Genomic DNA, 22897 nt, shown 5'->3' with positions numbered 1-22897 from the left:
GTGTCCGCCGCCCCTGCCCGCGCTCAGACCCGCTCGATCAGCGTGGCGATGCCCTGGCCCACGCCGATGCACATCGTGGCCACCGCCAGCCGGCCGCCGCTGCGGTGCAGCTGGTTGACCGCGGTGAGCACCAGGCGCGCGCCGGACATGCCCAGCGGGTGGCCCAGCGCGATCGCGCCGCCATTCGGGTTCACCTGCGGCGCGTCGTCGGGCACGCCCAGCTCGCGCAGCACGGCCAGGCCCTGCGCGGCGAAGGCCTCGTTCAGCTCGATGACGTCGATGTCGCCGATCTTGCGGCCGTTGCGCTCGAGCAGCTTCTTCGTGGCCGGCGCCGGGCCGATGCCCATGATCCGCGGCGCGACGCCGGCAGTGGCCATCGAGACCAGCCGCGCGCGCGGCGTGAGGCCGTGGCGCGTCGCGGCCTCTTCGGTGGCCAGGATCATCGCGGCGGCCCCGTCGTTGACACCCGAGGCGTTGCCGGCGGTGATCGTGCCATCGGGACGCACGATGGGCTTGAGCTTGCCCAGCGCCTCGACGGTCGTCTCGCGCGGGTGCTCGTCGCGGTTCACCACGACCGGGTCGCCCTTGCGCTGCGGAATGCCGACCGGGACGATCTCGCCGTCGAAGAAGCCGCTCTTCTGGGCGGCGGCCGCGCGCAGCTGGCTGCGGAAGGCCATCGCGTCCTGGTCCTCCCGCGAGATCCTGAAGTCGTCGGCGACGTTCTCGGCCGTCTCGGGCATCGAGTCGATGCCGTACAGCTTCTTCATCAGCGGGTTGACGAAGCGCCAGCCGATCGTGGTGTCGTAGACCGCGTTGCTGCGCGAGAAGGCGGCGTCGGCCTTGGGCATCACGAAGGGCGCGCGCGACATGCTCTCGACGCCGCCGGCGATGGCCAGGTCCATCTCGCCGCAGCGGATCGCGCGAGCGATGGTGCCCACCGCGTCCATGCCCGAACCGCACAGCCGGTTGACCGTGGCGCCGGGCACCGCGAACGGCAGGCCGGCCAGCAGCGCCGCCATCCGGGCCACGTTGCGGTTGTCCTCGCCGGCCTGGTTCGCGCAGCCGAAGATCACCTCCTCGATCGCGGCCGGGTCGAGTTTCGGGTTGCGCTCGAGCAGCGCGCGCAGCGGGATCGCGCCGAGGTCGTCGGTGCGCACCGAAGACAGCACGCCGCCGTAGCGGCCGATCGGGGTGCGCACCGCGTCGCAGATGAAGACTTCTCTCATGATCGGGGTCTCTCGAGGATTGAAGGGATGATGCGCCCGTGCCAGGCGTCGTCGAGCATGGCGCGGATCGCGTCGCGCTCGATCGGCCGGGGGCTCCGGTACGGATTCTGCACCGTCAGGTCGGCCGCGCGGTCGAGGCCCTCGGCGGACAGCGGCGCGATCGGGCCGCGTCGACCGCGTACAGGGCCTTCGGATCGCGGGCGGCGAAGCCGGTGCAGGGGAAGGGGCTGCGGCCGTCGAAGGCGAACGGGGCCGCGGACGACTGCGCGGCATCGGGAGGCCGCGCGGAATCGATCGGGCTCGTCATCGGAAATCGCTCCGCCGCTCAGGCGACGCGCGCGCCCCTGTCGCCGCGCCTCAAGGGCGCCGCGGTCAGCCTGGCGAGTTCCTCGAACGAGAGCCCGTCTACCCATTCGAGCGCGACGAAGCCCTCGGGGCCGACGTCGATGACCGCCAGGTCGGTGTAGACGCGCGACACGCAGCCGATCCCCGTCAGCGGATAGCTGCAGCGCTCGACGAGCTTGCTCTCGCCGGACTTGGTCAGGTGCTCCATCATGATGAAGACCTGCTTGGCGCCGATGGCCAGGTCCATCGCGCCGCCGACCGCGGGAATCGCGTCGGGCGCGCCGGTGTGCCAGTTGGCGAGGTCGCCGTTGGCCGCCACCTGGAAGGCCCCGAGCACGCAGAAGTCCAGATGGCCGCCGCGCATCATGCCGAAGGAGTCGGCGTGGTGGAAGTAGGACACGCCGGGCAGCTCGGTGACCGGCTGCTTGCCCGCGTTGATCAGGTCCCAGTCCTCCTGGCCCTTGGCCGGCGCCGGGCCCATGCCCAGGATGCCGTTCTCGCTGTGCAGGACGATCTCGCGCCCCTGGGGAAGGTGGTTGGCCACCAGGGTCGGCAGGCCGATGCCCAGGTTCACGTAGGCGCCGTCGGGGATGTCGCGCGCGACGCGCGCGGCGATCTGGTCTCGGGTCAGCTTGTTCATCGAGTCCTCCCTTGCGCTCAGGCGGCAGCCTGCGCCGACGCCTGCGCGGCGCCCGCCTGCACGACGCGCTTCACATGGATCCCCGGCGTGACGATGGCCTCGGGGTCGAGCGCGCCGAGCTCGACGATCTCGTCGACTTGCGCGATCGCGCACTTCGCGGCAGCGGCCATGATCGGGCCGAAGTTGCGCGCGGTCTTGCGGTAGACCAGGTTGCCCCAGCGGTCGGCCTTGCGCGCCTTGACCAGCGCGAATTCGGCGTGGATCGGATACTCGAGGACGTAGTCGCGACCGTTGATCCGGCGCGTTTCCTTGCCCTCGGCAAGCTGGGTGCCGAAACCGGTCGGCGTGAAGAAGCCGCCGATACCGGCGCCCGCCGCGCGGATCCGCTCGGCAAGGTTGCCCTGCGGCACCAACTCGAGCTCGAGCTTGCCGCTGCGGTAGAGCTCGTCGAAGACGTACGAGTCGGCCTGGCGCGGGAAGGAGCAGAGGATCTTGCGCACCCGGCCCGTCTTGAGCAGCGCGGCCAGGCCGGTCTCGCCGTTGCCCGCATTGTTGTTGACGATGGTGAGGTCCTTCGCGCCCTGGGCGATCAGCGCGTCGATCAGCTCGGCCGGCTGGCCCGCGCTGCCGAAGCCGCTGATCATGATGGTGGCGCCGTCGTGGATGCCTGCGACGGCCTCCTCCAGCGAGGCAACGGTCTTGTCGATCATCGGAGTCCTCTGTCTTGCCTGGCAGCGCGATCGGTCGCGGGCCTGTTGTGCGCATAGCGCACACATGTTCAAATAGCGCACATGAAGCCGGCATTAGAGGCCGACGGCGGCCGCCTGTCAACCGCGGAGCCTCCCGATTTCGTCCAGTCCTTCGCGCGCGGGCTGGCGGTCATCGAGGCCTTCGACCGCGAGCACGCTGCCATGACGCTGTCCGAGGTCGCCCGCCGTGCCGGCCTGACCCGCGCGGCGGCGCGCCGGCTGCTGCTCACGCTCTGCGAACTCGGCTACGCCGAGACCGACGGCCGGCTGTTCTCGCTGCGCCCCAGGGTGCTGAAGCTCGGCTTCGCCTACCTGCACGCCCAGGGCATCTGGGACCTGGCCCAACCCTTCCTGGTCGAGCTGGTCGAGCGGATCCACGAGAGCTGCTCGATCGCGGTGCTCGATGGGCGCGACATCGTCTACGTGGCGCGGGTGCCGACCCGCACCCGGATCATGTCGATCAACCTGGGCATCGGCTCGCGGCTGCCGGCCCATGCGACTTCGCTCGGGCGCGTGCTGCTGGCCGCGCTGTCCGAACCCGGGCTCGACGCGGTGCTGACCGAGGCGTCGCCCCTGCCCGCCTACACCGAACGCACGGTGACCGATCCCGCCGAGCTCGCGCGGCGGATCGCGCAGGTCAGGCGCGACGGCTGGTGCATCCTGGACCAGGAACTCGAACTGGGGCTGCGTTCGATCGCGGTGCCGCTGCGCGGACCGGGCGGCAAGGTGGTGGCCGCGCTGAACGCCGGCCTGCAGGCCTCCCGCTTCACGCTCGAGGCGATGCGGCAGCAGGTCCTGCCGGAGATGCTGCGGGCCGCCGCGCAGATCTCCACGGCGCTCGGCGCGCCTACGACGGCTCCTGCCGCCCCGGCTCCGGCGGCCCGCCGAGCGCCGCCACCTGCGGCCGCAACCAGGCGAGCAGCAGCAGCCCGGGCAAGGCCGCCGCGACGGTGAACACGAAGAAGGCCGGCCAACCGAAGGCGGCGACCATCACCCCCGAGGCCGGGCCCACGTAGACCCGACCCACCGCGGCCAGCGCCGACAGCAGCGCATACTGGGCCGCGGAGAAGCGCCGGTCGGTCAGCGCCATCAGGAAGGCCACGAAGGCGGCGGTGCCCATGCCGCCGCACAGGTTCTCGAAACCGATGGCGGCGGCCATCAGCGTGTAGCTCTTGGGCAGCACCGAGATCAGCCAGTAGCCGAAGTTCGAGACCGCCTGCAGGACGCCGAACAGCATCAGCGAGGCGTACAGGGGGCGCTTCGCGAGCCATGCGCCGCCGGCCAGCGCGCCCACGATCGTGGCGACCAGCCCCAGCACCTTGTTCACCGCGCCCACCTCGGTGGGCGTGAAGCCGGCGCCGCGTATCAGGAAGCTGGTCGACAGGCTGCCGGCGAAGGCGTCGCCCAGCTTGTAGAGCACGATCAGCGCGAGCAGCCAGGCGGCCTTCTCGCGCGAGAAGAAGGCATCCCAGGGCGCGAGGAAGGAAGGGAAGCCCGCCGCGCGCGCGGCGCGCAGCGCGGCCACGCAGGCCACGACCAGCATCAGCGTGTCCGCGGCGAGCCGGGCGAAGCGCCCCTCGCCGATCCAGTTCCAGGGCAGCTGGCGAAGCAGCCAGAAGCTGCCGGCGCCGGCCGCCAGCATGGCCACGAAGCCGACCAGTTCGCGGCGCACGTCGCTGCGCAGGGCCTCGGCAGGCGGCGGCCTGGGCGACCAGAGGGTGACCAGCCCCATCAGGCCGAACAAGCCGCCCATCAGCCGGAACATGTTCGGCCAGCCCAGCCACTGATCGGCGATGATCAGCGCCAGCCCGCCGGACACCAGCATCGCGAGCCGGTAGCCGAGCACCGACACGGCCGCGCCGGCGCCCCGCTCGCTCTCGTCGAGAAGATCGGTCCGGTAGGCGTCGAAGACGATGTCCTGCGAGGCGGACAGGAAGGCGATCGCCACCGCGCAGGCGCCCACGGCCATCACCGACGTGCGCGGGTCCAGCGTGGCCATCACGAAGCACAGCGCGGCCAGCCCCAGCTGGGTGACCAGCAGCCAGCTGCGGCGCCGGCCCGGCAGCATGGTCGGCTCGAAGCGGTCCGCGAGCGGCGCCCAGACGAACTTGAAGGTGTAGGGCAGGCCGGCCAGCGCGAAGAAGCCGATCGTGGCGATGTCGAGGCCCTCGACCGTGAGCCAGGCCTGCAGCGTGCCCGAGGACAGCGCCAGCGGCAGCCCGCTGGCGAAACCCAGCAACAGCATCGCCGCGATGCGACGGCTGCCGAAGACCTGGAGGATGGGGCGCGGTCTGGACACGGTGGCCGCAGTGTACCCGCGGCCACCGAAGGTTCAGCCGCGCTTGCCACCCGGGCGGCCGGGGGCTCGCCCCGGTCCCGCGCCCGATCAGGCGAGCGCCGGATCCCTGAGCAGGGTCTCGGGGCCGGACTCTCCGGCATCGGCCGCGCCCTGCCCCCCGGAGGGCAGGGCAATCGCTTCGACCGACTCGATCCGCCCCGCCTCGTCGTGCGTCACGTGCAGGATCCGGGCGCGCTGCCAGGCCAGCAGCGTGTCGGGCTCGACCCCCACGTGCTCGGCCACCTGGGCGACCCTCACCAGAGGCCTCGCCTTGCGGCGCTCGCGCCCGCGAAAACGCACCAGGTTGTAGAGGGCCCAGACGATCAGCGAACCCGCGAGCGCCACGATGCAGACCGCGTACCAGCCGAGCAGCTCGACCAGGGGCTTGTAGCCCTCCAGCCGCACCATCTCGTCGTAGAAGCGTGTGGCGCCCAGCCACCAGCCCACCAGCGCCACCACCGGCAGCCACAGGTAGAGCCACAGCGCCCAGAAGAACGCGGTGAGCGTCGCGGAGATCAGCCTTTGCGACCGCGACTGCAGGTCCGGTCGCTCGATGATCAGCGGTCTTGGGGAAGCAGTCCCCGATCCGGGCTTTTCCATCTTGCGCGTTTTCCAGTCGAACGGAACAGGGCCCTCGGCACGCCCACCACCGTGGTGAGCGCGCTGAGGAGCCAGAAGGCGAGCGGGTACCAGATCATCCAGAAGAAGTAGCGGAACAGGCCCTTCTCGACCCGCGCATCGAGCGACATGCCGATCGCGATCTGCACGAGACACGTGGTGCCGATGACCACCCCCGACCACCTCGGGATCAGCGACGAGCCGTCGATGGGCGTGGGCACGCCGAAGACCACCCTGAGCACCCACACCAGGAAGAGCCCGAGCATCGTGTAGGCCCAGAACGCGCTGGTCAGGTACTCGGCGAAAACCGGCCACATCCGGCGCTGGCGCCAGGCCTGCATCGGTCGCCAGTTCTTCGCAAGGACCTGCATGCCGCCGGCGGCCCAGCGCAGCCGCTGCTTCCAGAGTCCTCGCAGGGTCTCCGGCATCAGGATCCAGCACAGTGCGTTCGGCTCGAAGCGCACGTCCCAGTGCCGGGCCTGAAGCTTCCACGAGATGTCGACATCCTCGGTGAGCATGTCGGTGCTCCAGTAGCCCACGTCGTGCAGCGCGCTGCGGCGAAAGGCCGCCACCACGCCCGACACGGTGAAGACCCGGCCGTAGGTGCGCTGCGCCCGCTTGATCAGGCCGATCGTCGACGAGAACTCGCCGACCTGCAGGCGGCCCAGCAGGGTCGAGCGCGTGCGCACGCGCGGGTTGCCGGTGACGGCACCCACGCGCGGCCAGCGGAAGTGCGCCACCAGCCAGTGCACGGCCCAGGGATCGAGCAGCGCATCGCCGTCGATGCAGACCAGGATCTCGGCGCGGGTCATCGCCGCGGCCGTGTTCAAGGCGGTGGCCTTGCCCTGGTTGCGCATGAGCCGCACCACGCGCAGCGAAGGGTAACGGGCGGCGAGCCGCTCGAGCACCGTCCCGGTGTCGTCGGTGCTGCCGTCGTCGACCGCGATCACCTCGAGATTCGGGTACTTCGATCGCATCAGGCAGCCGATGGTCTCTTCCGCGTGCGCCTCCTCGTTGAAGCAGGGAACGATGACCGCCACGCTCGGGTACTCGTCGTGCGCGGGCGGCTGGTCGACCTTGCCGGCCCCGCGCTCGTGGCGATACCAGTAGAAGAGCGCGCCCGCCATCCACAGGTAGGCCATGAACAGCGGGTAGTAGAAGGCGAAGTCGGTCAGGGCCTGTCCGATCGATGCAATGCTCATGTTCATCGTGGCTAGCGCTGCGGAAGGGAACGAACCGAGAAGGCGGGCACGATCGGCCGCATCTCGGGCACGTCGGCGCGCGCGTCGTCCGGGTAGTAGCCGATGTTGCGGGCGCCGGCGAGCTCGAGCTGCCTGATCCAGCCGGCCAGCTCGGCGGACGGCACCGCTTCGCCGTCGCGCCAGTCGCGGGCCTGCAGCTCGAACACGGTGCGCGCCAGGCCATCGGGCTGCGCCGACACCGCATCGACGAGCGCCTGCAGGAAGCGGGCGGGATCCTCGGCGTTCTCCATGTAGGGCATGGCCATCAGCGCGGTGTAGTCGTAGCCGCCGAGGAAGGCCGGCAGGGACTGCGCGAACCATTGCCGCGCCTGAGGATCGAGCACCGGCGCCGCGTACAGGTTGCGCGCGGTCTTCAACGGCGCGGTGAAGCGGCTGGCGGCGCCGGCCAGCTCGCGCGTGAAGTCGACCAGCCAGTCGGTCTTGCGCTGCGCCCAGCGTTCGGCGAGCGCCGGGTCGGCGCGGATCGCGTCCACCGAGCCCGGGAGGCCCCACTGATGGCGGTACACCGCCAGGGCCTCGGGACTGGCGTCCTCGTGGTCGCCCAACAGGCCGTCGTCGTGGAAGAGCAGGCCCGCGAAATGGGCGTGCCGGCCAAGGTCTTCGTAGATCTCGCGCACCGCCTGGCGGGCCGCCGCCGAGAAGGGCGAGAGCCTCCGGTAGGACGAGCCCGCCTTGCCGGGGGCGGCACGCACGATCTCGTCGCGCGCCGGATGGCCTGCGGGGAGCCGGTAGGCGAGCATCGGCATCCACGCGTAGACCTGCACGCCGACCCGCGTCTCGAGCTGCCAGGCGACCCGGTTGAACAGATCGGCGCGCACCGGAAGATGACGGTTCGGGAAGTAGAGCGCATCGGCCTCGCCGTCGCCGTCGGGATCGGCAAAGGCCTGCAGGTAGACCGTCGTGGGCCCGATCGCCTGGATCCGGTCGAGCAGCGCCGACAGGTTGCGCTCCTGCTCGGCCGCGTCCGGACTGTAGACGTAGTCGAGATCGACGTGGACCACGCGCTGCGGATCCTCGGGCCAGACCCGCTCGATCTCGTCGACGAAGGCGCCGAGCTTCGGGTTGAACTCGACGATGATCCGCCTGATCCGGTCGAGCGGATCGCCGGCCAGGTTGGGCCCGCCCTGCAGCGTGAGCATCATCGGCATGCCGAGCTCCCGCGCCGCCTGCTGCAGCGCGCCGTTGTAGCGGCCGTAGGGCCAGACCACCGCGCGCGGACGCTTGCCGGTCTCGCGCTCGATCAGGCGGCTGTTGCGATCGAGATCCTCGCGGACCCGGGCGAGCCAGGCCTCGTCGGTCTCGTAGCGACCGGTGGCGGGATCGTGGATCCGGGTGGTCGCCGCCGGCTGCATGTTGCCCTGCGGGTTGCCCAGCACGCCGCGATGCAGGTCGTAGGAATGCGACGCCACCTCGACCAGGCCCGATCCGACCATCTCGCGCACCTGCGCCCAGGACAGGAAGGCCTCGCGCGGCATCGGCTTGCCGTCGTAGTCGACCTGGCCGCCGGCCGGCACCTCCATCCACTTGCCGACCAGGGCGATCACGGCCGGATAGCCGAACAGCTGCAGCACCGGGTAAACGCGCTCGTGGAAGTCGGCGTAGCCGTCGTCGAAGCTCAGCAGCACGGCCTTGGGCGGCAGCGGCTTGCCGCCGGCGCGCGCCTCGGCGATCTCGGCCAGGCTCACCGGCCGGTAGCCGTTCTCGCGCAGCCAGGCGAACTGGGCGATCAGGTAGGAGGCCTCGACGCCGTAGCGACCCGCGCCCGGCGCGGCCTCGCGCGGGCCGTCCTCGGGCACCTCGTGATAGGACAGCGCGACGAAGGCGCCAGCCGGGATTCCCGGCGCGCGCGCCAGCGAGGGCTGCGGCAGCGCCAGCAGCATCGCCCACAGGATCGCCGCGACGAGACTCAGCACACGCGAGACCAACTCAGAACCTCCCTTCCAGCGTGACGCGGGCCACCGTGCGGCCGGTGCGCTCGCCGTCGTAGGGGCGCAGCGAACGGCCGACACCGTAGCGCAGGTGCAGGCGACGGTCGAGCTCCCAGACGTGCTCGTAGGACACGCCCAGGATCGAGCCGCTGCCGAAGCCCTCCTGCGCGTACTGGCCGAGGGTCAGCGCCGCACGCTGGCTGAATTGCCTCTCGTAGCGGCGCCAGTTCAGCCATTCGCCGGCCAGCTCGACGCTGGCGGTGAGGTCGCTGCCCGGATTGAAGTAGGGCGCGCCGGCCAGCGAGTTGGCCGAACCCCCGAGCGAAGCGGTGGTCTCGACCCGCCAGCGCGGCTCCGACACCCAGCGCTCGAACCACGACACCCACCACTGGTCGCGATCGTTGCCGTCGCCGAAGTCCATCCGGGACAGGCCCGCCCCGAAGCTGCGCGACTCGTTCACCGCATAGCGCGCGCCCAGGCCGATCTCGCCCGCGCGCACGCCGGCGTTCCAGGCCTGCAGGGGGACATTGCTGCTGACGCTGGCCGATTGCGCGGTCAGCGACCAGTGGTCGTCGGGTTGCCAGGCGGCGGCGGCCTCGACGCCGGCCTTGCCGGAGGAGCCGTCGGTGAGCGCGGCGCTCAGCAGCAGGTCGCGGGCGCGGTACTCGGCGCCGATTCCCTCGCGGTGCCAGCGCGCGACACGGGTGTCGAAATCGGCGCGTGCCCGCGTGGCCTGCCCGAACAGCCGCCAGTTCGAGGCCAGCGGGCGCGTGTAGAGGCGCGCCTCGATCCGCCAGTCGTCGCTGCCGGTGGGCGTGCCGCCGCTCGAGGTGCCCCACTCGGCGCTCAGGTCCAGCTCCCGCAGTTCGTGAACCGCCCAGAGATCGGCCGCGCGCCGCACACGGTGGTCGTCGGGACGCATGGCCTGCGCCGCATGCAGTTCCGCCCGGGCCCGGCCCCAGTCGTGCACGTCGAGCAGCGGCCCGACCCGCTGCGCCCGAAGGCCGGCGCTGGCCGGATCGACCGCCCCCGCTCGCCGGAACTCCTCGTCGGCGAGCCGCGGCCAGCCGCGCGCGAGCAGCACCGCGGCGTGTGCTTCGCGCACCTGGGCGTTGTAGGGCAGCGCGTCGCGCAGGGCGCCGCTGCGCCGCTCGGCCTCGGCGAGCCGGTCTCCGTAGAGCCGCGCCAGCGCCTGGGCATTGCGCGCGGTGACCGCGTCGTGGCTCGCGCGGCCGGCCTGCCAGCGCGGCGTGCGCTCGGCCAGCGCGTCGATGTGCTCGGTCGCCTCGTCGATCCGCTCGGACTCGATCAGCGCGAAGAACAGCGCCAGCGACAGGTCGAAGTCCCCCGGCTGTTCCGCGAGCGCCTCGCGGTAGAGCGCCGCCGCCGCCTCGGGCTGGCGCAATTCGAGCAATGCATCGGCGACGGAAGGGCGCGCATACCCGGGCACCGGCAGCCCCGCCGACGTCATGTCCCGATGGAGCGCCACGGTGTCGGCCGGACGCCGGCGCACCTGCAAGGCTTCGAGGCGGTCGGCAAGCAGACGGCGGTCGGTCGGGGAGAAGTCCCGGGCACCCTCCGCGAGCCTGCGTACCGCGGAATCGCTGGCGGCCAGCGCCCGGTCCGCCCATTCGAAGCGTGCCTCGCCGGACTCGATCCGCTCCTCGACCCGCGCCCAGCGGATCTGCAGGGCCGTGGCATCGGCACGCAGGGCGGCGGTCTCGGCTTCGGTGAGCAGCCCCGGATGGCGAGCCGCGAGATCGACGGCAAGTTGCGGCGCGCCCAGCCGGCCGGCGGCGCGGATCACGCCTCGCAGGGACTCGCGTCGCTGCGGCTCGGCCTTCAGCGCGCGCTGGTGCAAGGCGAGCGCGCCCAGCCAGTCGCCGCCGTACTCGGCGACCAGCGCGCGCGCCTCGAGCAGCCGGGCATCGCCCGGCATCGCGGCCAGCGCCTCGTCGAGCCGCCTCGCCGCTCCGGCGTGATCGCCCTGGTCCGACATCGTGAAGGCCAGGCCGATGCGGCTCTCGATCCGGCCGGGCTCGGCTCGCAGCGCGCGCTGGTAGGCCGAGCGGGCCAGGTCGAAGCGCTTCTGGTCGCGGGCCGAGCGGCCGATCGCCTCGAGCACCCAGGCTGGCGCGCCGGCGATGTCGAGGCCGGAGGCCAGGGCCAGTGCCTCGGCATCGCGCCCAGCCCAGCCGAGGATGAGGATCCGGTCGAAGGCGATCGCGCGATCGCCGGGGCGCTGCGCGGCCAGGGACTCGAGCGCAGCCAGCGCGCCGGCATGGTCGCCGTCGCGAGCCTGCGCGACCGCAGCGGAATGCCGGTCGGGCTGACTCGCGAGGGGCGCGGAAGCGAACGCCGCGCACAGCGAGAACGCCAGGACGGTCGCGCGCATCCGGAGAGCTTGTCGAGACATCGGTTGGAGATGCAGGAAGACGATCACGAGAGTGCCGGCCAGGCGGCTGCGCGGCTCGCCCTCCCGACGGGCGGCGCGACGAAAGGCGGCACTTTACCGCCGGTCCCCCGGAACTGACCGTGCGATCTTGCCCGGGGAGACGCGATTGTCACTGCGGCGCAACAATCTCTTCGACTCCGGCCGAATGCCCGATGCCGGCAGGCGTGTCCAAGCCCGGTTCCCGACGAATTTCCCGACCGGTTTCCCGAGAGGGTTGACGGAAGGCGGCGGCGCCCCGATCTTTCTGCGCATGAAACTCCGGAGCGCGCTGCTCATCGCCCTGCTGACGGCCTGCCTGGCTTCGTCGCCGGGGGCGCACGCCCGCGCCCAGGCGCCCGAGCAGGCCGACGGCGTGGTGCTGGCTCCGCCAAGCCGACTTTCGGCGCTCGCGCCGGCCGAGAGCGTCGAGGCGCAGGCGCTGACCCAGTACCGCCAGTTGCTGGACAAGGCGGCGGCCGCGAAGGCGCTCGCACCGGCCGGGCACCCGCAGGTCCAGCGCCTGCGGCGGATCGCCGGCCGGCTGATCCCGCACGCCACGCGCTTCAACAAACGGGCCGCCCACTGGAAATGGGAGGTCAACCTGATCGACTCGAAGCAGGTCAATGCCTTCTGCATGCCCGGCGGGAAGATCGCCTTCTACAGCGGGATCCTCGACACGCTGAAGCTGACCGACGACGAGATCGCGATCGTGATGGGCCACGAGATCGCGCACGCGCTGCGCGAGCACGGCCGCGAACGGGTCGGCAAGGCCCGGCTGGCCCAGGGGCTGACGATCGGGGCGTCGATCCTGTCGCAGCTGTTCGGCTACGGCGACCTGGGCGGCCACCTTGCTTCGGGCGCGGCGCAGCTCACGATGCTCAAGTTCGGCCGCGACGACGAAGTGGAGGCCGATCTGGTCGGCATGGACATCGCTGCGCGAGCCGGCTTCGATCCGCGCGCAGGCATCGTTCTGTGGGAGAAGATGGCGGCCGCCTCGAAGGGCCAGCCGCCCGAATGGCTCTCCACGCACCCGTCGCACGAAACGCGAGTCGAGGAGATCCGGCGCAACCTGCAGGCCACGCTGCCACTGTACGCGCGCACCCGCGGCACGACCGCCGCCGCGCTGCCCGCCTATCGGTCGAACAACGGCGCGGCGGTGCGCTGATCAGTCCAGCAGTTCCTTCGGCACGTTGCCGCCGTTGTCGGCGATCTTCTGAAGCACGGTCTTGTGCAGCCACATGTTCATCTGGGCGGAATCGCCCATCTTGTCGGCCGGGCAGCCCAGCTCGGTCGCAAGCTCCTTGCGTGCGGTCAGGCTGCTGTCGATGTCGAGCAGCTTGAGCAGGTCGACGATCGAGGTGCGCCAGTTCAGCTTCTGCGGACTGGCCGCAGCCTTCTGCTCGAGCTGGGCGACGACGTCGACCATCGCCATCGGCCTGGGCACCGCGGCGGGCGCTGCACCCGGGGATGCGCCCGGCGCGGGCTGCGCCTCGGCGGCCTTGGCTTCACCGAAGCCGAGCTTCTCGAGGATCTTGCTGAAAAATCCCATGGGTTTCTCCTGTTGTTGGCGGGATCAGGACTGCTTGAGCACGAAGGTGACCATCATGTTTACCCGATACTCGGTGACCTTGCCCTTGCTGACGACGACCTTCTGTTCCTTTATCCACGCGCCGGCGACGTCGTCGAGCGAGTCGGTGGCGCGAGCGATTCCCTGAGCGACCGCATCCTCGAAACTCTTCGGGCTCGAGGCAACGACTTCAATGACCTTGGCGACTGACATGACGGTCTCCTTGGTTTGCACAAAGGGAACGCCTCTTTTAGCACGCATCGGCTGATGCGTCATGGCGTGACGCAATATCCGGATCGCGTCAACGGCCGGCGCCCTCGGCCTGCGACTCCCTGCGCATCGCGAACGCGCCGGCGATGTCGCTGCCGCTCGGCCGCTGGTAGAGCCGCAAGCCGAACTCGGGGAGTATCGCCAGCAGGTGGTCGAAGATGTCGCTCTGTATGCCCTCGTACTCGGCCCAGGCGGTCGTCGAGGTGAAGCAGTAGAGCTCCATCGGCACGCCCTCTGGCGAAGGCTCCATCGTGCGGACCATCCGGGTCATGTTCTCGTGGATGCCGGGATGCGCGGCCAGGTAGGCCTGGACATAGGCCCGGAAGGAGCCCAGGTTGGTGAGCCGCCGCTGATTGGCCGGCTCGACCGCCAGCGGTCCGAGCCGTCTCCGCAACTCGGCGTTCGTGCGCTCGACGTCGCGCCGCTTGCCCTCCAGGTAGGGACGCAGCAGCGCGATCTGCCCGAGCCGGGCAATCTCGTCGTCGCGCAGGAAGCGCACCGAGGCCGCGTCGAGCCGGATCGTGCGCTTGATCCGCCGGCCGCCCGACTCGGACATGCCGCGCCAGTTGCGGAAGCTCTCCGACATCAGCCGCCAGGTCGGGATCGTGGTGATCGTCTTGTCCCAGTTCTGCACCTTGACCGTGTGCAGTGCGATGTCGATGACGTCGCCGTCGGCGCCGAGCTGCGGCATCTCGATCCAGTCGCCCACGCGCAGCATGTCGTTGGACGCCAGCTGCAGGCCGGCGGTGAAGGACAGAAGCGTGTCCTTGAACACCAGCATCAGCACCGCCGACATCGCGCCCAGGCCGGAGAGCAGGATCAGCGGCGAACGATCGATCAGCGCCGCGATCATCACGATGCCACCGAGGAACATCATCGCGAGCTTCGCGAGCTGCACGTGGCTCTTGATCGAGCGCACGGGGGGGCCGCCGTTGTCGCCCGAGCGAGCGTGCTCCGCCTGGACCGCGTCGAGCAGCGACATCAGTACCCGCACGACGTGCAGGACGGTGACCGCCACGGCAACGTTGCGGATGACCGTGGCCGCCGTCTCGGGCAGGAAGGGCACCAGCCCGACCGTGAACTGCACCACCAGCGACGGCAGGACCTGCGCCAGGCGGGCGAGGACCTCGCGGCACAGGACGACGCGCGCCACGCGCGACGGCGCCGACTCGGCCAGCCGGCCGAAGCCGCGCATCAGGATCAGGTGGGCGAGGCCCCTGGCGGCGAAAGCCAGCAGGGCCATGGCGGCCAGGCCCGAAGCGGCCTGGACCCAGTGCGGCTGATCCGCAAGGAACTGCAAGGACATGTTCACGAGTCTGACGCGTGGCCCCGGCCTTACGCCGGGCCCGCTGGAGAGGGCGGCCGAGTACGCGAGCTCAGGACGGGAAGTCGTAGTCGATCGTCAAGGGCGCGTGGTCGCTGAAACGCTGGTCCTTGTAGATCGCGGCTCGGCGGGCGCTGGCGGCTAGCGCCGGCGTGGCGATCTGGTAGTCGAGCCGCCAGCCCACGTTCTTCGCCCAGGCCTGGCCGCGGTTGCTCCACCAGGTGTAGCTCTCGTCGGTGGCCTCGGGATGCAGCCGGCGGTAGACGTCGACCCAGCCGACCTCGTCGAACACGCGGGTGAGCCAGGCGCGCTCCTCGGGCAGGAAGCCCGAGTTCTTCTGGTTGCTGCGCCAGTTCTTCAGGTCCTTCTCCATGTGCGCGATGTTCCAGTCGCCGCACAGCACGATCTCGCGGCCGCTCGCCGCGAGCTCGACCAGGTGCGGCAAGAAGCAGTCCATGAAACGGAACTTGGCCTGTTGCCGTTCCTCGGAGCTCGAGCCGGAGGGCAGGTAGATCGACACCGCGGTGAAGGCGCCGAAGTCGGCCTCGATGTAGCGGCCCTCGGCATCGAACTCGGGATTGCCGAAGCCGGTCCGCACCGCCTGCGGCGGCTTGCGCGAATACAGGCCCACGCCGCTGTAGCCTTTCTTCTCGGCGCAGTGGAACCGGCCTTGCATGCCGGCCGCCACGCGCAACGCGTCGTCGAGGTCGGCTTCCTGCGCCTTGAGCTCCTGGACGCAGAGCACGTCGGCCTGCTGGGCGGCTGCCCAGTCGAGCCAGCCCTTGCGGGCGGCGGAGCGGATGCCGTTCAGGTTCAGCGAGATCACTCGGAGCATGAGGGGAGCACGGGGCCGTTAAACTGTCGCGATGGATACCAGGCAAGAGTTTATTCGCTTTGCCCTCGCGGCCGGGGTGCTTCGCTTCGGCGAGTTCAGGACCAAGGCAGGGCGGCTGTCGCCGTACTTCTTCAACGCGGGCCTGTTCGACGACGGCGCGCGGCTGGGCAGGCTCGGCGAGTTCTATGCCCGCACGCTGCTCGAGGCCGAGGCGGCGGGCCGGCTGTCCTTCGACATGCTGTTCGGGCCCGCCTACAAGGGCATCACGCTGGCCTCGGCGACCGCGGTGGCGCTGGCCGGCATGGGCCGCAACCTGCCCTTCGCCTTCAACCGAAAGGAAGCGAAGGATCACGGCGAAGGCGGCACGCTGATCGGCGCGCCGATGAAGGGCCGCGTGGTCATCGTCGACGACGTGATCTCGGCGGGCACCTCGGTGCGCGAATCGGTGGAACTGATTCGCGCGGCCGGCGCCGAGCCCTCGGGCGTGCTGATCGCGCTGGATCGGCAGGAGCGCGGGGGCGACGCGACGACCCCCTCCGAGCACTCGGCCACGCAGGACGTGGCCCGGCTCTACGGGATTCCCGTGATCGCGATCGCCTCGTTGGCCGACCTGCTGGCCTTCCTGGAGTCGGGCGGCGCAGAGGCGCAGGCGCTGGCCGAGTACAGGCCGCAGGTGCAGGCCTACCGGGAGCGGTACGGGGTCTGAGCGGCCGGGCGCAGACCCGGCCGCGCGACCTATCGGTACAACTGGTCGTTCTCGATGCGCACCCGGTCGCCGACGCGCACGTTGGGTTGCTCGGCGTAATCGAAAGAACGGATTCCGCCGTTGTCCTGCTGCACGGTCACACGGTAGAGCTGGGTGACCGTCGGCGGCACCTGGTTCCTCTGAATGGCGTTTCCGACCAGGGCGCCGCCCACGACCCCCGCAACGGTGGCGATGTCCTGCCCGGTGCCGCCGCCGACCTGGCGACCCAGCAGGCCTCCCACCACGCCGCCGATGACCGCCCCGGCACCGATGCCGGACGAAGGCGGCTGCTGCTCGGTGCTGATCAGCTCGACATTGGTGACGCGCGCGTACTGGACGTAAGCCTGAGTGGTCGGACCCGAAGGATACGGAGTCGACGTCGTCGTGGTCGGCGACGTACCGGGAAGCATTGCGCAGGCCGACAGTGCCGCGATCGAGGCCGCAACTGCAACCCGCTGAAGTGTGTTGATGCCAGGCATGGAGGCCTCCTTGACAGGTCGATGCAAGCAGACCCATCATCCCACTCGCTGGCGCAACAAGGGGAAATTACCTTATCTCTATTAAGTATTAATCCTGACAACAATCAAACCCGACCGGATCGTGCAGCGGGTCAGGCGCGTTCTGCGGGCGCCGCTGGCGTGCCCCCCTCGCGCGTCACAGATGCCGGCCGCCGTCGACCACTATGCGGATGCCGGTCGAGGCCCGCAGGTGCGTGACGCAGGCCAGCACCGCCGATGCGACATCCTCCGGCTCGACAACCCGCTTGAGCGGCGTGCTCGCCGCAAGCTTCTCGAGCGTGTCGCGACCGCGGCCGGCGACGAAGTCGGTGGCCACCGCGCCCGGCGATACGCACAGGAAGCGCACCTCGGGCCCGAAGGCGCGGGCCATCGACATCGTCATCGTGTCGAGGGCGGCCTTGGCCGCGCCGTAGGCGATGTTGCTGCCCGAGCCCCGGAAGGCGGCGAACGAGGAAACGTTGACGACCACCGCGTCGCCCGCGGCCTTCAGGAGCGGCAACAGCGCGCGAACGACGGTGAACGGACCGCGCGCGTTGGCCAGCAGGATCTCGCCGAACAGCGCGTCGTCGAGCGTGTCGAGATCCGCGTGCGGGATCGGGCGGGTGTAGCCGGCCGAATTGACGAGGATGTCGAGTCGCCCGGCGGTGTCGCGCAGGTGGCGCGCCAGCGCCGCCGCGGCGGGCGGGTCTTCCAGGGGCAGGCTCACGCATTCGTGGCCGGCGCCCGGCAGCGATGCGCGCAAGGCCTCGGCCCGGTCGGCGCCCTGGTAATAACCGATCACGACACGCGCGCCGGCCTCGGCAAGCCGGCGCACCGTCGAGGCGCCGATGCCGCTGCTGCCGCCGGTGACGACCGCGACCTTGCCTTCGAGAGTCATCATGCGAGGGAGCTTCCGGCGATCAGCCCAGGCGCGCCCTGAGCAGGTCGTTGACCTGCTGCGGGTTCGCCTTGCCCCGGGTGGCCTTCATCACCTGACCGACCAGCGCGTTGAAGGCCTTGTCCTTGCCGGCGCGGAACTCCTCGACCGACTTCGGGTTGGCAGCCAGCACCTCGTCGACGATCTTCTCGATCGCGCCTGCGTCGCTGATCTGCTTCAGGCCGCGCGACTCGATGATCCGGTCGGCGAGGTCCGCGCCCCGGGACGGCTCGGCCCACATCGCGGCGAACACGTCGCGGGCGATCTTGCCGGAGATCGTGCCGTCCTGGATTCGCGCAATCAGCCGCGCAAGCTGGTCCGGCGCGACCGGGCTGGCCTCGATCTCGAGGCCGTCGCGGTTCAGCGCGGCGGCCAGGTCGACCATCACCCAGTTCGCCGCGGCCTTGGCCAGCGCCGGCCTGTCGGCGCTCTCGCCAGCGGCGGCGAGCAGGGCGGCGACCCCCGCGTCGAAGTAAGCCGCGGTGCCGCGGGTCGCGGTCAGCGTCGTGGCGTCGTAGCCCGACAGCCCGTATTGCTCGACGAAGCGTTGGCGAATCCCGGCCGGCAACTCGGGCAGCGAGGCGCGCACCCGCTCCACCCACTCCGGCTCGATCACCAGCGGCGGCAGGTCGGGGTCGGGAAAGTAACGGTAGTCGTGCGCCTCTTCCTTGCTGCGCATGGACCGGGTCTCGTCGCGGTCGGGATCGTAGAGCCGGGTCTCCTGCACCACGCGCCCGCCGTCCTCGATCAGCTCGATCTGGCGGCGCACCTCGCAGTCGATCGCCCGCTCGAGGAAGCGGAAGGAGTTCAGGTTCTTGATCTCGCAGCGCGTGCCGTACTCCGCCTGGCCCAGCGGCCGCACCGACACGTTGGCGTCGCAGCGGAAGGAGCCTTCCTGCATGTTGCCGTCGCAGATGCCGAGCCAGACCACCAGGCCGTGCAGGGCCTTCGCGTAGGCCACCGCCTCCTTTGCGGAGCGCATGTCGGGCTCGGTGACGATCTCGAGCAGCGGCGTGCCGGCGCGGTTCAGGTCGATGCCCGACATGCCGTGGAAGTCCTCGTGCAGCGACTTGCCGGCGTCTTCCTCGAGGTGGGCGCGGGTCAGGTGGACGAAGGTCTCGTGGACCTGCGACTCGCCGCCCCGGCCCTCGGTCTTCCACGCGACCGCCAGGCCGCCGCCGGACACCACCGGGATCTCGTACTGGCTGATCTGGTAGCCCTTGGGCAGGTCCGGGTAGAAATAGTTCTTGCGGGCGAAGACCGAGCGCGGCGCGATCTCGGCGCCGACGGCGAGGCCGAAGCGGATCGCGCATTCGACCGCCGCGCGATTGGCCACCGGCAGCACGCCGGGCAGCGCCAGGTCGACCGGGCAGGCCTGGGAGTTCGGCTCGGCGCCGAAGTCGGTCGATGCGCCCGAGAAGATCTTCGAGCGGGTGGCGAGCTGGGCGTGAGTCTCCAGCCCGATGACGATTTCCCACTGCATGGCGGCGTGTCCGTGCGAATCAGAGATTGCGCGCGCAGCCGCCGGCGGCCGGGTCGAACATCGCCGGCCAGGCCTGGTCGTCGATGCCGCGCGGCACGCAGCGGTTGGCGCAGTTCGAGTGGGCCAGCGTGATCCGGCGCGGCTCCTGCCAGACCAGCAGCTTGCAGGCGCTGCCGTCGCGGGCCACCAGCTCGATGTGCGGGCGGGTCTTCGTCTGCCGGAACTCGGCCAGGTCGAAGCGGCAGCTGCCCTTGCGGCCGACCGTGATCTCCCACGACAGGGCCTGGACCTGGTTGTTGCGAACGACCAGCCTTGCCCGCTCGCGAAAGCCGTCCTCTTCGGTCTGGGCGCAGGAGCCGTCGAGATTGATCGCGCGATCGGCGATCGGGGTCGGCCGGGGCGCTGACGGAAGGATGTCGGGCATCAGGCCGCAGGAGGCGAGCAGCGAGGCGGCGAGCGCAGCGAGCGCGAGGCGCGCCCGCCCGGCGGCGACCGGTCGTGCACTCATGCCGGCACCTTCAGGTGCCAGTCGGTGGCCTGCTGGAAGCGGTGCGCCACATTGAGCAGGCGCGCCTCCTCGAACCAGCGGCCCACGAGCTGCAGCCCGACCGGGCGGCCGTGCTCGCCGAAGCCGGCCGGCATCGACAGGCCCGGCAGGCCGGCCAGCGAAGCCGGCAGCGTGTAGACGTCGGCCAGGTAGTTGCGCACGGGGTCGTCGGTGCGCTCGCCGAGGTTCCAGGCCACCGTGGGCGACACCGGGCCGGCGATCAGGTCGACCGACCCGAAGGCGGCACGGAAGTCGTCGGCGATCAGCCGGCGCAGCTTCTGGGCCTGGAGATAGTAGGCGTCGTAGTAGCCGTGCGAGAGCACATAGGTGCCGATCAGGATCCGCCGCTTGACCTCGGCGCCGAAGCCCTCGGCCCGGGTGCGGCGGTACATGTCGTTCAGGTCGGCGTACTGCGCCGCGCGGTGGCCGTAGCGCACGCCGTCGAAGCGGCTCAGGTTGCTCGAGGCCTCGGCCGGCGCGATCACGTAATACGCCGGGATCGCAAGTTCGGTCTTGGGCAGCGAGATGTCCACGATGCTCGCGCCGAGCCCGCGCAGCGCGTCGAGGCCCCGCTCGACCGCGGCGCGCACGTCGTCGGCCAGGCCCTCGCCCATGAACTCGCGCGGCACGCCGATTCGCAGACCGTCGAGCGGGCGATCGAGGTCTCGGGAAAAGTCTTCCGCGGGCTGGTCGACGCTGGTGGAATCGCGCGGATCGAAGCCGGCCATGGCGGTGAGCAGCGCGGCACAGTCCTCGGCGCTGCGCGCCATCGCGCCCCCCTGGTCGAGGCTGGAGGCGAAGGCGATCATGCCGTGGCGCGACACCCGGCCATAGGTGGGCTTGACGCCGGTGATCCCGCACATGGCTGCGGGCTGGCGCACCGAGCCGCCGGTGTCGGTGCCGGTGGCCAGCGGCGCGAGCCCGGCAGCGACTGCCGCCGCCGCGCCGCCGGAGGACCCGCCGGCGATCGCCGAGCGATCCCAGGGGTTGCGCACCGGACCGAAGAAGGAGTTCTCGTTGGCGCCGCCCATCGCGAATTCGTCGCAGTTGGTCTTGCCCAGGCAGACCGCGCCGGCGACGGCCAGGCGCTCGACGACCGCGGCGTCGAAGGGGCTCACGTAGTGCTCGAGCATCCGCGAGCCGGCGGTCGAGCGCCAGCCGCGGGTCACGAAGATGTCCTTGTGCGCGACCGGGATGCCGAGCAGCGGGCCGCGCTCGCCGCGCGCCCGCCGGGCGTCGGCCTCGCGCGCCTGGGCGAGCGTGAGCTCGGGCTGCACGTCGATGAAGGCATTGAGCTCGCTGGCGGCGATCCGGTCGAGGAAGGCTCCGGCCAGCCCGACCGCGCTGGTTTCGCCGGTGTCGAGCGCGGAGCGCAGTTGCCTGAGGGAAGCGGTGTCGAGGTTCATGGCGGCGGATTGCGGCGCCGCAAGGGCGCCGCGTCGGTCATTCGATGACGCGGGGAACCAGGTAGAGGCCTCGCTCGACCGCCGGCGCCACGGCCTGGTAGTCGGCGCGCCGGTCGGGCTCGGTGACCTGGTCTTCGCGAAGGCGCAGGGCCAGGTCGCGCGCGTGGGTCATCGGCGCCACGCCGGTGGTGTCGACAGCCTGCAGCGTCTCGATCAGGCCGAAGACCGCATTGAGCTGGGCGAGCGTGCGGGCGGCCTCGTCGGCATCGAGCTCGATGCGGGCGAGCGTCGCGAGGCGCTGGACGTCGGACGATGTGAGCGACATGGGAGAATGGGCAAGCGACCGGGTGGGAGGGAGGCCGGGAAACAGGCCGGGAAACAGGCCGGGAAACAGGCCGGGAATGCCCCGGGACATCGGGATCGAAGCCGCCTGACGCCCGGCGATGCCCGCAACGCATCCGAAGCTGGGCCTTTCAGCTGCGATCCAGTCGGCTTCCGGCTGCAACTCCGAGTGGAAACCCGGCTGTAAATCCGCTGATTTTGCAAGGGATTATACGGTATCATTCGGGCGAATTTTCGTCGGCCGCGCGCGCCGCCAGTGCCCTTTCGACGCGTCGACCGCGCACCAGGCCGCCGTCGGCCGAACTTCCGATGCGCCCGGGTGCGACAATCCCGACCTTCGAACCCAGAACGGAAGCAACATGCTCGGGTTTCTCCGCAAGTATTTCTCCAACGACCTCGCGATCGACCTCGGCACCGCCAACACGCTGATCTACGTCCGCGGCAAGGGCATCGTGCTGAACGAGCCCTCGGTCGTTGCGATCCGCCAGGAAGGCGGCCCGAACGGCAAGCGCACGATCGCGGCCGTCGGCTCCGAGGCCAAGCAGATGCTCGGCCGGGTGCCCGGCAACATCGAGGCCATCCGCCCCATGAAGGACGGCGTGATCGCCGACTTCACGGTCACCGAGCAGATGCTCAAGCAGTTCATCAAGTTGGTGCACGAGTCGCGGCTGCTGTCACCCAGCCCGCGCATCATCATCTGCGTGCCCTGCGGCTCCACCCAGGTCGAGCGCCGCGCGATCCGCGAATCGGCGCTGGGCGCCGGCGCCTCGCAGGTGTTCCTGATCGAGGAGCCCATGGCCGCCGCGATCGGCGCCGGCCTGCCGGTTTCCGAGGCGGCGGGCTCGATGGTCGTCGACATCGGCGGCGGCACCACCGAGGTCGGCGTGATCTCGCTGGGTGGCATGGTCTACAAGGGCTCGGTGCGCGTGGGCGGCGACAAGTTCGACGAGGCGATCATCAACTACATCCGGCGCAACTACGGGATGATGATCGGCGAGCCCACCGCCGAGGCGATCAAGAACAACATCGGCTCGGCCTTCCCCGGTTCCGAGATCCGCGAGATGGAAGTGAAGGGGCGCAACCTGTCCGAGGGCATCCCGCGCAGCTTCACCATCACCTCCAACGAGATCCTCGAGGCGCTCACCGATCCGCTCAACCAGATCGTGTCGGCGGTCAAGATCGGCCTCGAGCAGACCCCGCCCGAGCTGGGCGCCGACATCACCGAGCGCGGCATCATGCTCACCGGTGGCGGCGCGCTGCTGCGCGACCTCGACCGCCTGCTGATCGAGGAGACCGGCCTGCCGGTGCTGGTGGCCGAAGACCCGCTGACCTGCGTGGTGCGCGGCTGCGGCATGGCGCTCGAGCGGATGGACAAGCTGGTCACCATCTTCACCAACGAGTAGT

23 protein-coding genes are annotated in these 22897 nt (G+C 70.6%); 4 read left to right on the top strand and 19 right to left on the bottom strand.

Annotated features, from left to right (window positions below; genetic code table 11):
* Positions 1–23: 23 nt before the first annotated feature.
* From pcaF to FHP08_RS10585, 4 genes are all read right to left on the bottom strand, one after another.
* Positions 24–1226 (bottom strand): 3-oxoadipyl-CoA thiolase, encoded by a 1203-nt coding sequence (gene pcaF / locus FHP08_RS10600; RefSeq protein WP_147704438.1) that lies wholly within the window; start codon positions 1224–1226, stop codon positions 24–26.
* Positions 1227–1341: 115 nt separating this feature from the next.
* Positions 1342–1533, bottom strand: a complete 192-nt coding sequence (locus tag FHP08_RS18440; RefSeq protein WP_187272253.1) for a hypothetical protein — start codon at positions 1531–1533, stop codon at positions 1342–1344.
* 18 nt (positions 1534–1551) lie between these two features.
* The gene (locus FHP08_RS10590; RefSeq protein ID WP_147704437.1) at positions 1552–2211 is read right to left on the bottom strand and encodes a CoA transferase subunit B; all 660 of its coding nucleotides are present in this window, start codon (positions 2209–2211) and stop codon (positions 1552–1554) included.
* Between the two features lie 17 nt (positions 2212–2228).
* Positions 2229–2921: a 3-oxoacid CoA-transferase subunit A gene (locus FHP08_RS10585; RefSeq protein ID WP_147704436.1), complete on the bottom strand. Its 693-nt coding sequence runs from the start codon at positions 2919–2921 to the stop codon at positions 2229–2231.
* Between the two features lie 81 nt (positions 2922–3002).
* Between FHP08_RS10585 and FHP08_RS10580 the strand changes: the two genes are divergently transcribed.
* A complete protein-coding gene (locus FHP08_RS10580; RefSeq protein WP_147704435.1) occupies positions 3003–3914 on the top strand; it encodes an IclR family transcriptional regulator domain-containing protein in 912 nt (303 codons plus the stop codon).
* Here the strand turns inward: FHP08_RS10580 and FHP08_RS10575 are convergent.
* From FHP08_RS10575 to pgaA, 5 genes are all read right to left on the bottom strand, one after another.
* Positions 3808–5205, bottom strand: coding sequence for an AmpG family muropeptide MFS transporter (locus tag FHP08_RS10575; RefSeq protein WP_147704778.1), 1398 nt, complete (start codon positions 5203–5205; stop codon positions 3808–3810). The genes FHP08_RS10580 and FHP08_RS10575 overlap by 107 nt on opposite strands.
* 141 nt (positions 5206–5346) lie before the next feature.
* Positions 5347–5898, bottom strand: coding sequence for a poly-beta-1,6-N-acetyl-D-glucosamine biosynthesis protein PgaD (gene pgaD, locus FHP08_RS10570; RefSeq protein WP_147704434.1), 552 nt, complete (start codon positions 5896–5898; stop codon positions 5347–5349).
* Positions 5856–7118 carry a poly-beta-1,6-N-acetyl-D-glucosamine synthase gene (gene pgaC / locus FHP08_RS10565; RefSeq protein ID WP_222707867.1) on the bottom strand — a complete coding sequence of 421 codons (1263 nt, stop codon included), beginning with the start codon at positions 7116–7118 and terminating at the stop codon, positions 5856–5858. The genes pgaD and pgaC overlap by 43 nt, the downstream gene beginning before the upstream one ends.
* An 11-nt stretch (positions 7119–7129) precedes the next feature.
* On the bottom strand, positions 7130–9103 hold the full coding sequence (pgaB, locus tag FHP08_RS10560) for a poly-beta-1,6-N-acetyl-D-glucosamine N-deacetylase PgaB (RefSeq protein WP_225879104.1): 1974 nt from the start codon (positions 9101–9103) through the stop codon (positions 7130–7132).
* Between the two features lies 1 nt (position 9104).
* Positions 9105–11501, bottom strand: a complete 2397-nt coding sequence (gene pgaA, locus FHP08_RS10555; RefSeq protein ID WP_187272252.1) for a poly-beta-1,6 N-acetyl-D-glucosamine export porin PgaA — start codon at positions 11499–11501, stop codon at positions 9105–9107.
* 310 nt (positions 11502–11811) lie between these two features.
* On the opposite strand from pgaA, the gene FHP08_RS10550 reads away from it, so the two are divergent.
* Entirely contained in the window at positions 11812–12705 is an 894-nt protein-coding gene (locus tag FHP08_RS10550; RefSeq protein WP_147704431.1) for a M48 family metallopeptidase, read from the top strand.
* On the opposite strand, the gene FHP08_RS10545 is transcribed toward FHP08_RS10550, so the two are convergent.
* The 4 genes from FHP08_RS10545 to FHP08_RS10530 all read right to left on the bottom strand — a co-directional run bounded on the left by FHP08_RS10545 (position 12706) and on the right by FHP08_RS10530 (position 15536).
* Positions 12706–13089, bottom strand: a complete 384-nt coding sequence (locus FHP08_RS10545; protein WP_147704430.1) for a DUF3597 domain-containing protein — start codon at positions 13087–13089, stop codon at positions 12706–12708. It abuts the gene before it with no gap.
* A 24-nt stretch (positions 13090–13113) separates the two neighbouring features.
* Positions 13114–13320, bottom strand: a complete 207-nt coding sequence (locus FHP08_RS10540) for a dodecin family protein (protein ID WP_147704429.1) — start codon at positions 13318–13320, stop codon at positions 13114–13116.
* 88 nt (positions 13321–13408) lie between these two features.
* Complete coding sequence (locus FHP08_RS10535; RefSeq protein ID WP_147704428.1) at positions 13409–14683, bottom strand: mechanosensitive ion channel family protein; 1275 nt, start codon at positions 14681–14683, stop codon at positions 13409–13411.
* 70 nt (positions 14684–14753) lie between these two features.
* Positions 14754–15536: an exodeoxyribonuclease III gene (locus tag FHP08_RS10530; RefSeq protein ID WP_147704427.1), complete on the bottom strand. Its 783-nt coding sequence runs from the start codon at positions 15534–15536 to the stop codon at positions 14754–14756.
* A gap of 31 nt (positions 15537–15567) precedes the next feature.
* Here FHP08_RS10530 and pyrE point away from each other — a divergent pair, with 31 nt between their 5' ends.
* Positions 15568–16242 (top strand): orotate phosphoribosyltransferase, encoded by a 675-nt coding sequence (gene pyrE / locus FHP08_RS10525; RefSeq protein WP_147704426.1) that lies wholly within the window; start codon positions 15568–15570, stop codon positions 16240–16242.
* 29 nt (positions 16243–16271) lie between these two features.
* Here the strand turns inward: pyrE and FHP08_RS10520 are convergent, their stop codons facing one another.
* The 6 genes from FHP08_RS10520 to gatC all read right to left on the bottom strand — a co-directional run bounded on the left by FHP08_RS10520 (position 16272) and on the right by gatC (position 21476).
* Complete coding sequence (locus tag FHP08_RS10520; protein WP_147704425.1) at positions 16272–16760, bottom strand: glycine zipper 2TM domain-containing protein; 489 nt, start codon at positions 16758–16760, stop codon at positions 16272–16274.
* Positions 16761–16935: 175 nt separating this feature from the next.
* Positions 16936–17679 (bottom strand): SDR family NAD(P)-dependent oxidoreductase, encoded by a 744-nt coding sequence (locus tag FHP08_RS10515; RefSeq protein WP_147704424.1) that lies wholly within the window; start codon positions 17677–17679, stop codon positions 16936–16938.
* A 19-nt stretch (positions 17680–17698) separates the two neighbouring features.
* Entirely contained in the window at positions 17699–19198 is a 1500-nt protein-coding gene (gene gatB, locus FHP08_RS10510) for an Asp-tRNA(Asn)/Glu-tRNA(Gln) amidotransferase subunit GatB (protein WP_147704423.1), read from the bottom strand.
* Positions 19199–19217: 19 nt separating this feature from the next.
* On the bottom strand, positions 19218–19706 hold the full coding sequence (locus FHP08_RS10505) for a hypothetical protein (RefSeq protein WP_147704422.1): 489 nt from the start codon (positions 19704–19706) through the stop codon (positions 19218–19220).
* Complete coding sequence (gene gatA, locus FHP08_RS10500; protein ID WP_147704421.1) at positions 19703–21151, bottom strand: Asp-tRNA(Asn)/Glu-tRNA(Gln) amidotransferase subunit GatA; 1449 nt, start codon at positions 21149–21151, stop codon at positions 19703–19705. Before gatA ends, FHP08_RS10505 begins: the two co-directional genes overlap by 4 nt.
* A gap of 37 nt (positions 21152–21188) precedes the next feature.
* A complete protein-coding gene (gene gatC, locus FHP08_RS10495) occupies positions 21189–21476 on the bottom strand; it encodes an Asp-tRNA(Asn)/Glu-tRNA(Gln) amidotransferase subunit GatC (RefSeq protein ID WP_147704420.1) in 288 nt (95 codons plus the stop codon).
* A gap of 376 nt (positions 21477–21852) precedes the next feature.
* Between gatC and FHP08_RS10490 the strand changes: the two genes are divergently transcribed.
* Entirely contained in the window at positions 21853–22896 is a 1044-nt protein-coding gene (locus tag FHP08_RS10490) for a rod shape-determining protein (protein ID WP_147704419.1), read from the top strand.
* Position 22897 lies beyond the last annotated feature (1 nt).

It is taken from the genome of Zeimonas arvi (assembly GCF_008039575.1).
Taxonomy (GTDB): Bacteria; Pseudomonadota; Gammaproteobacteria; order Burkholderiales; family Burkholderiaceae_E; genus Zeimonas; species Zeimonas arvi.
The sequence above is the reverse complement of the archived record's forward strand: the minus strand, read 5'-3'. Positions and strand labels throughout refer to the sequence as shown.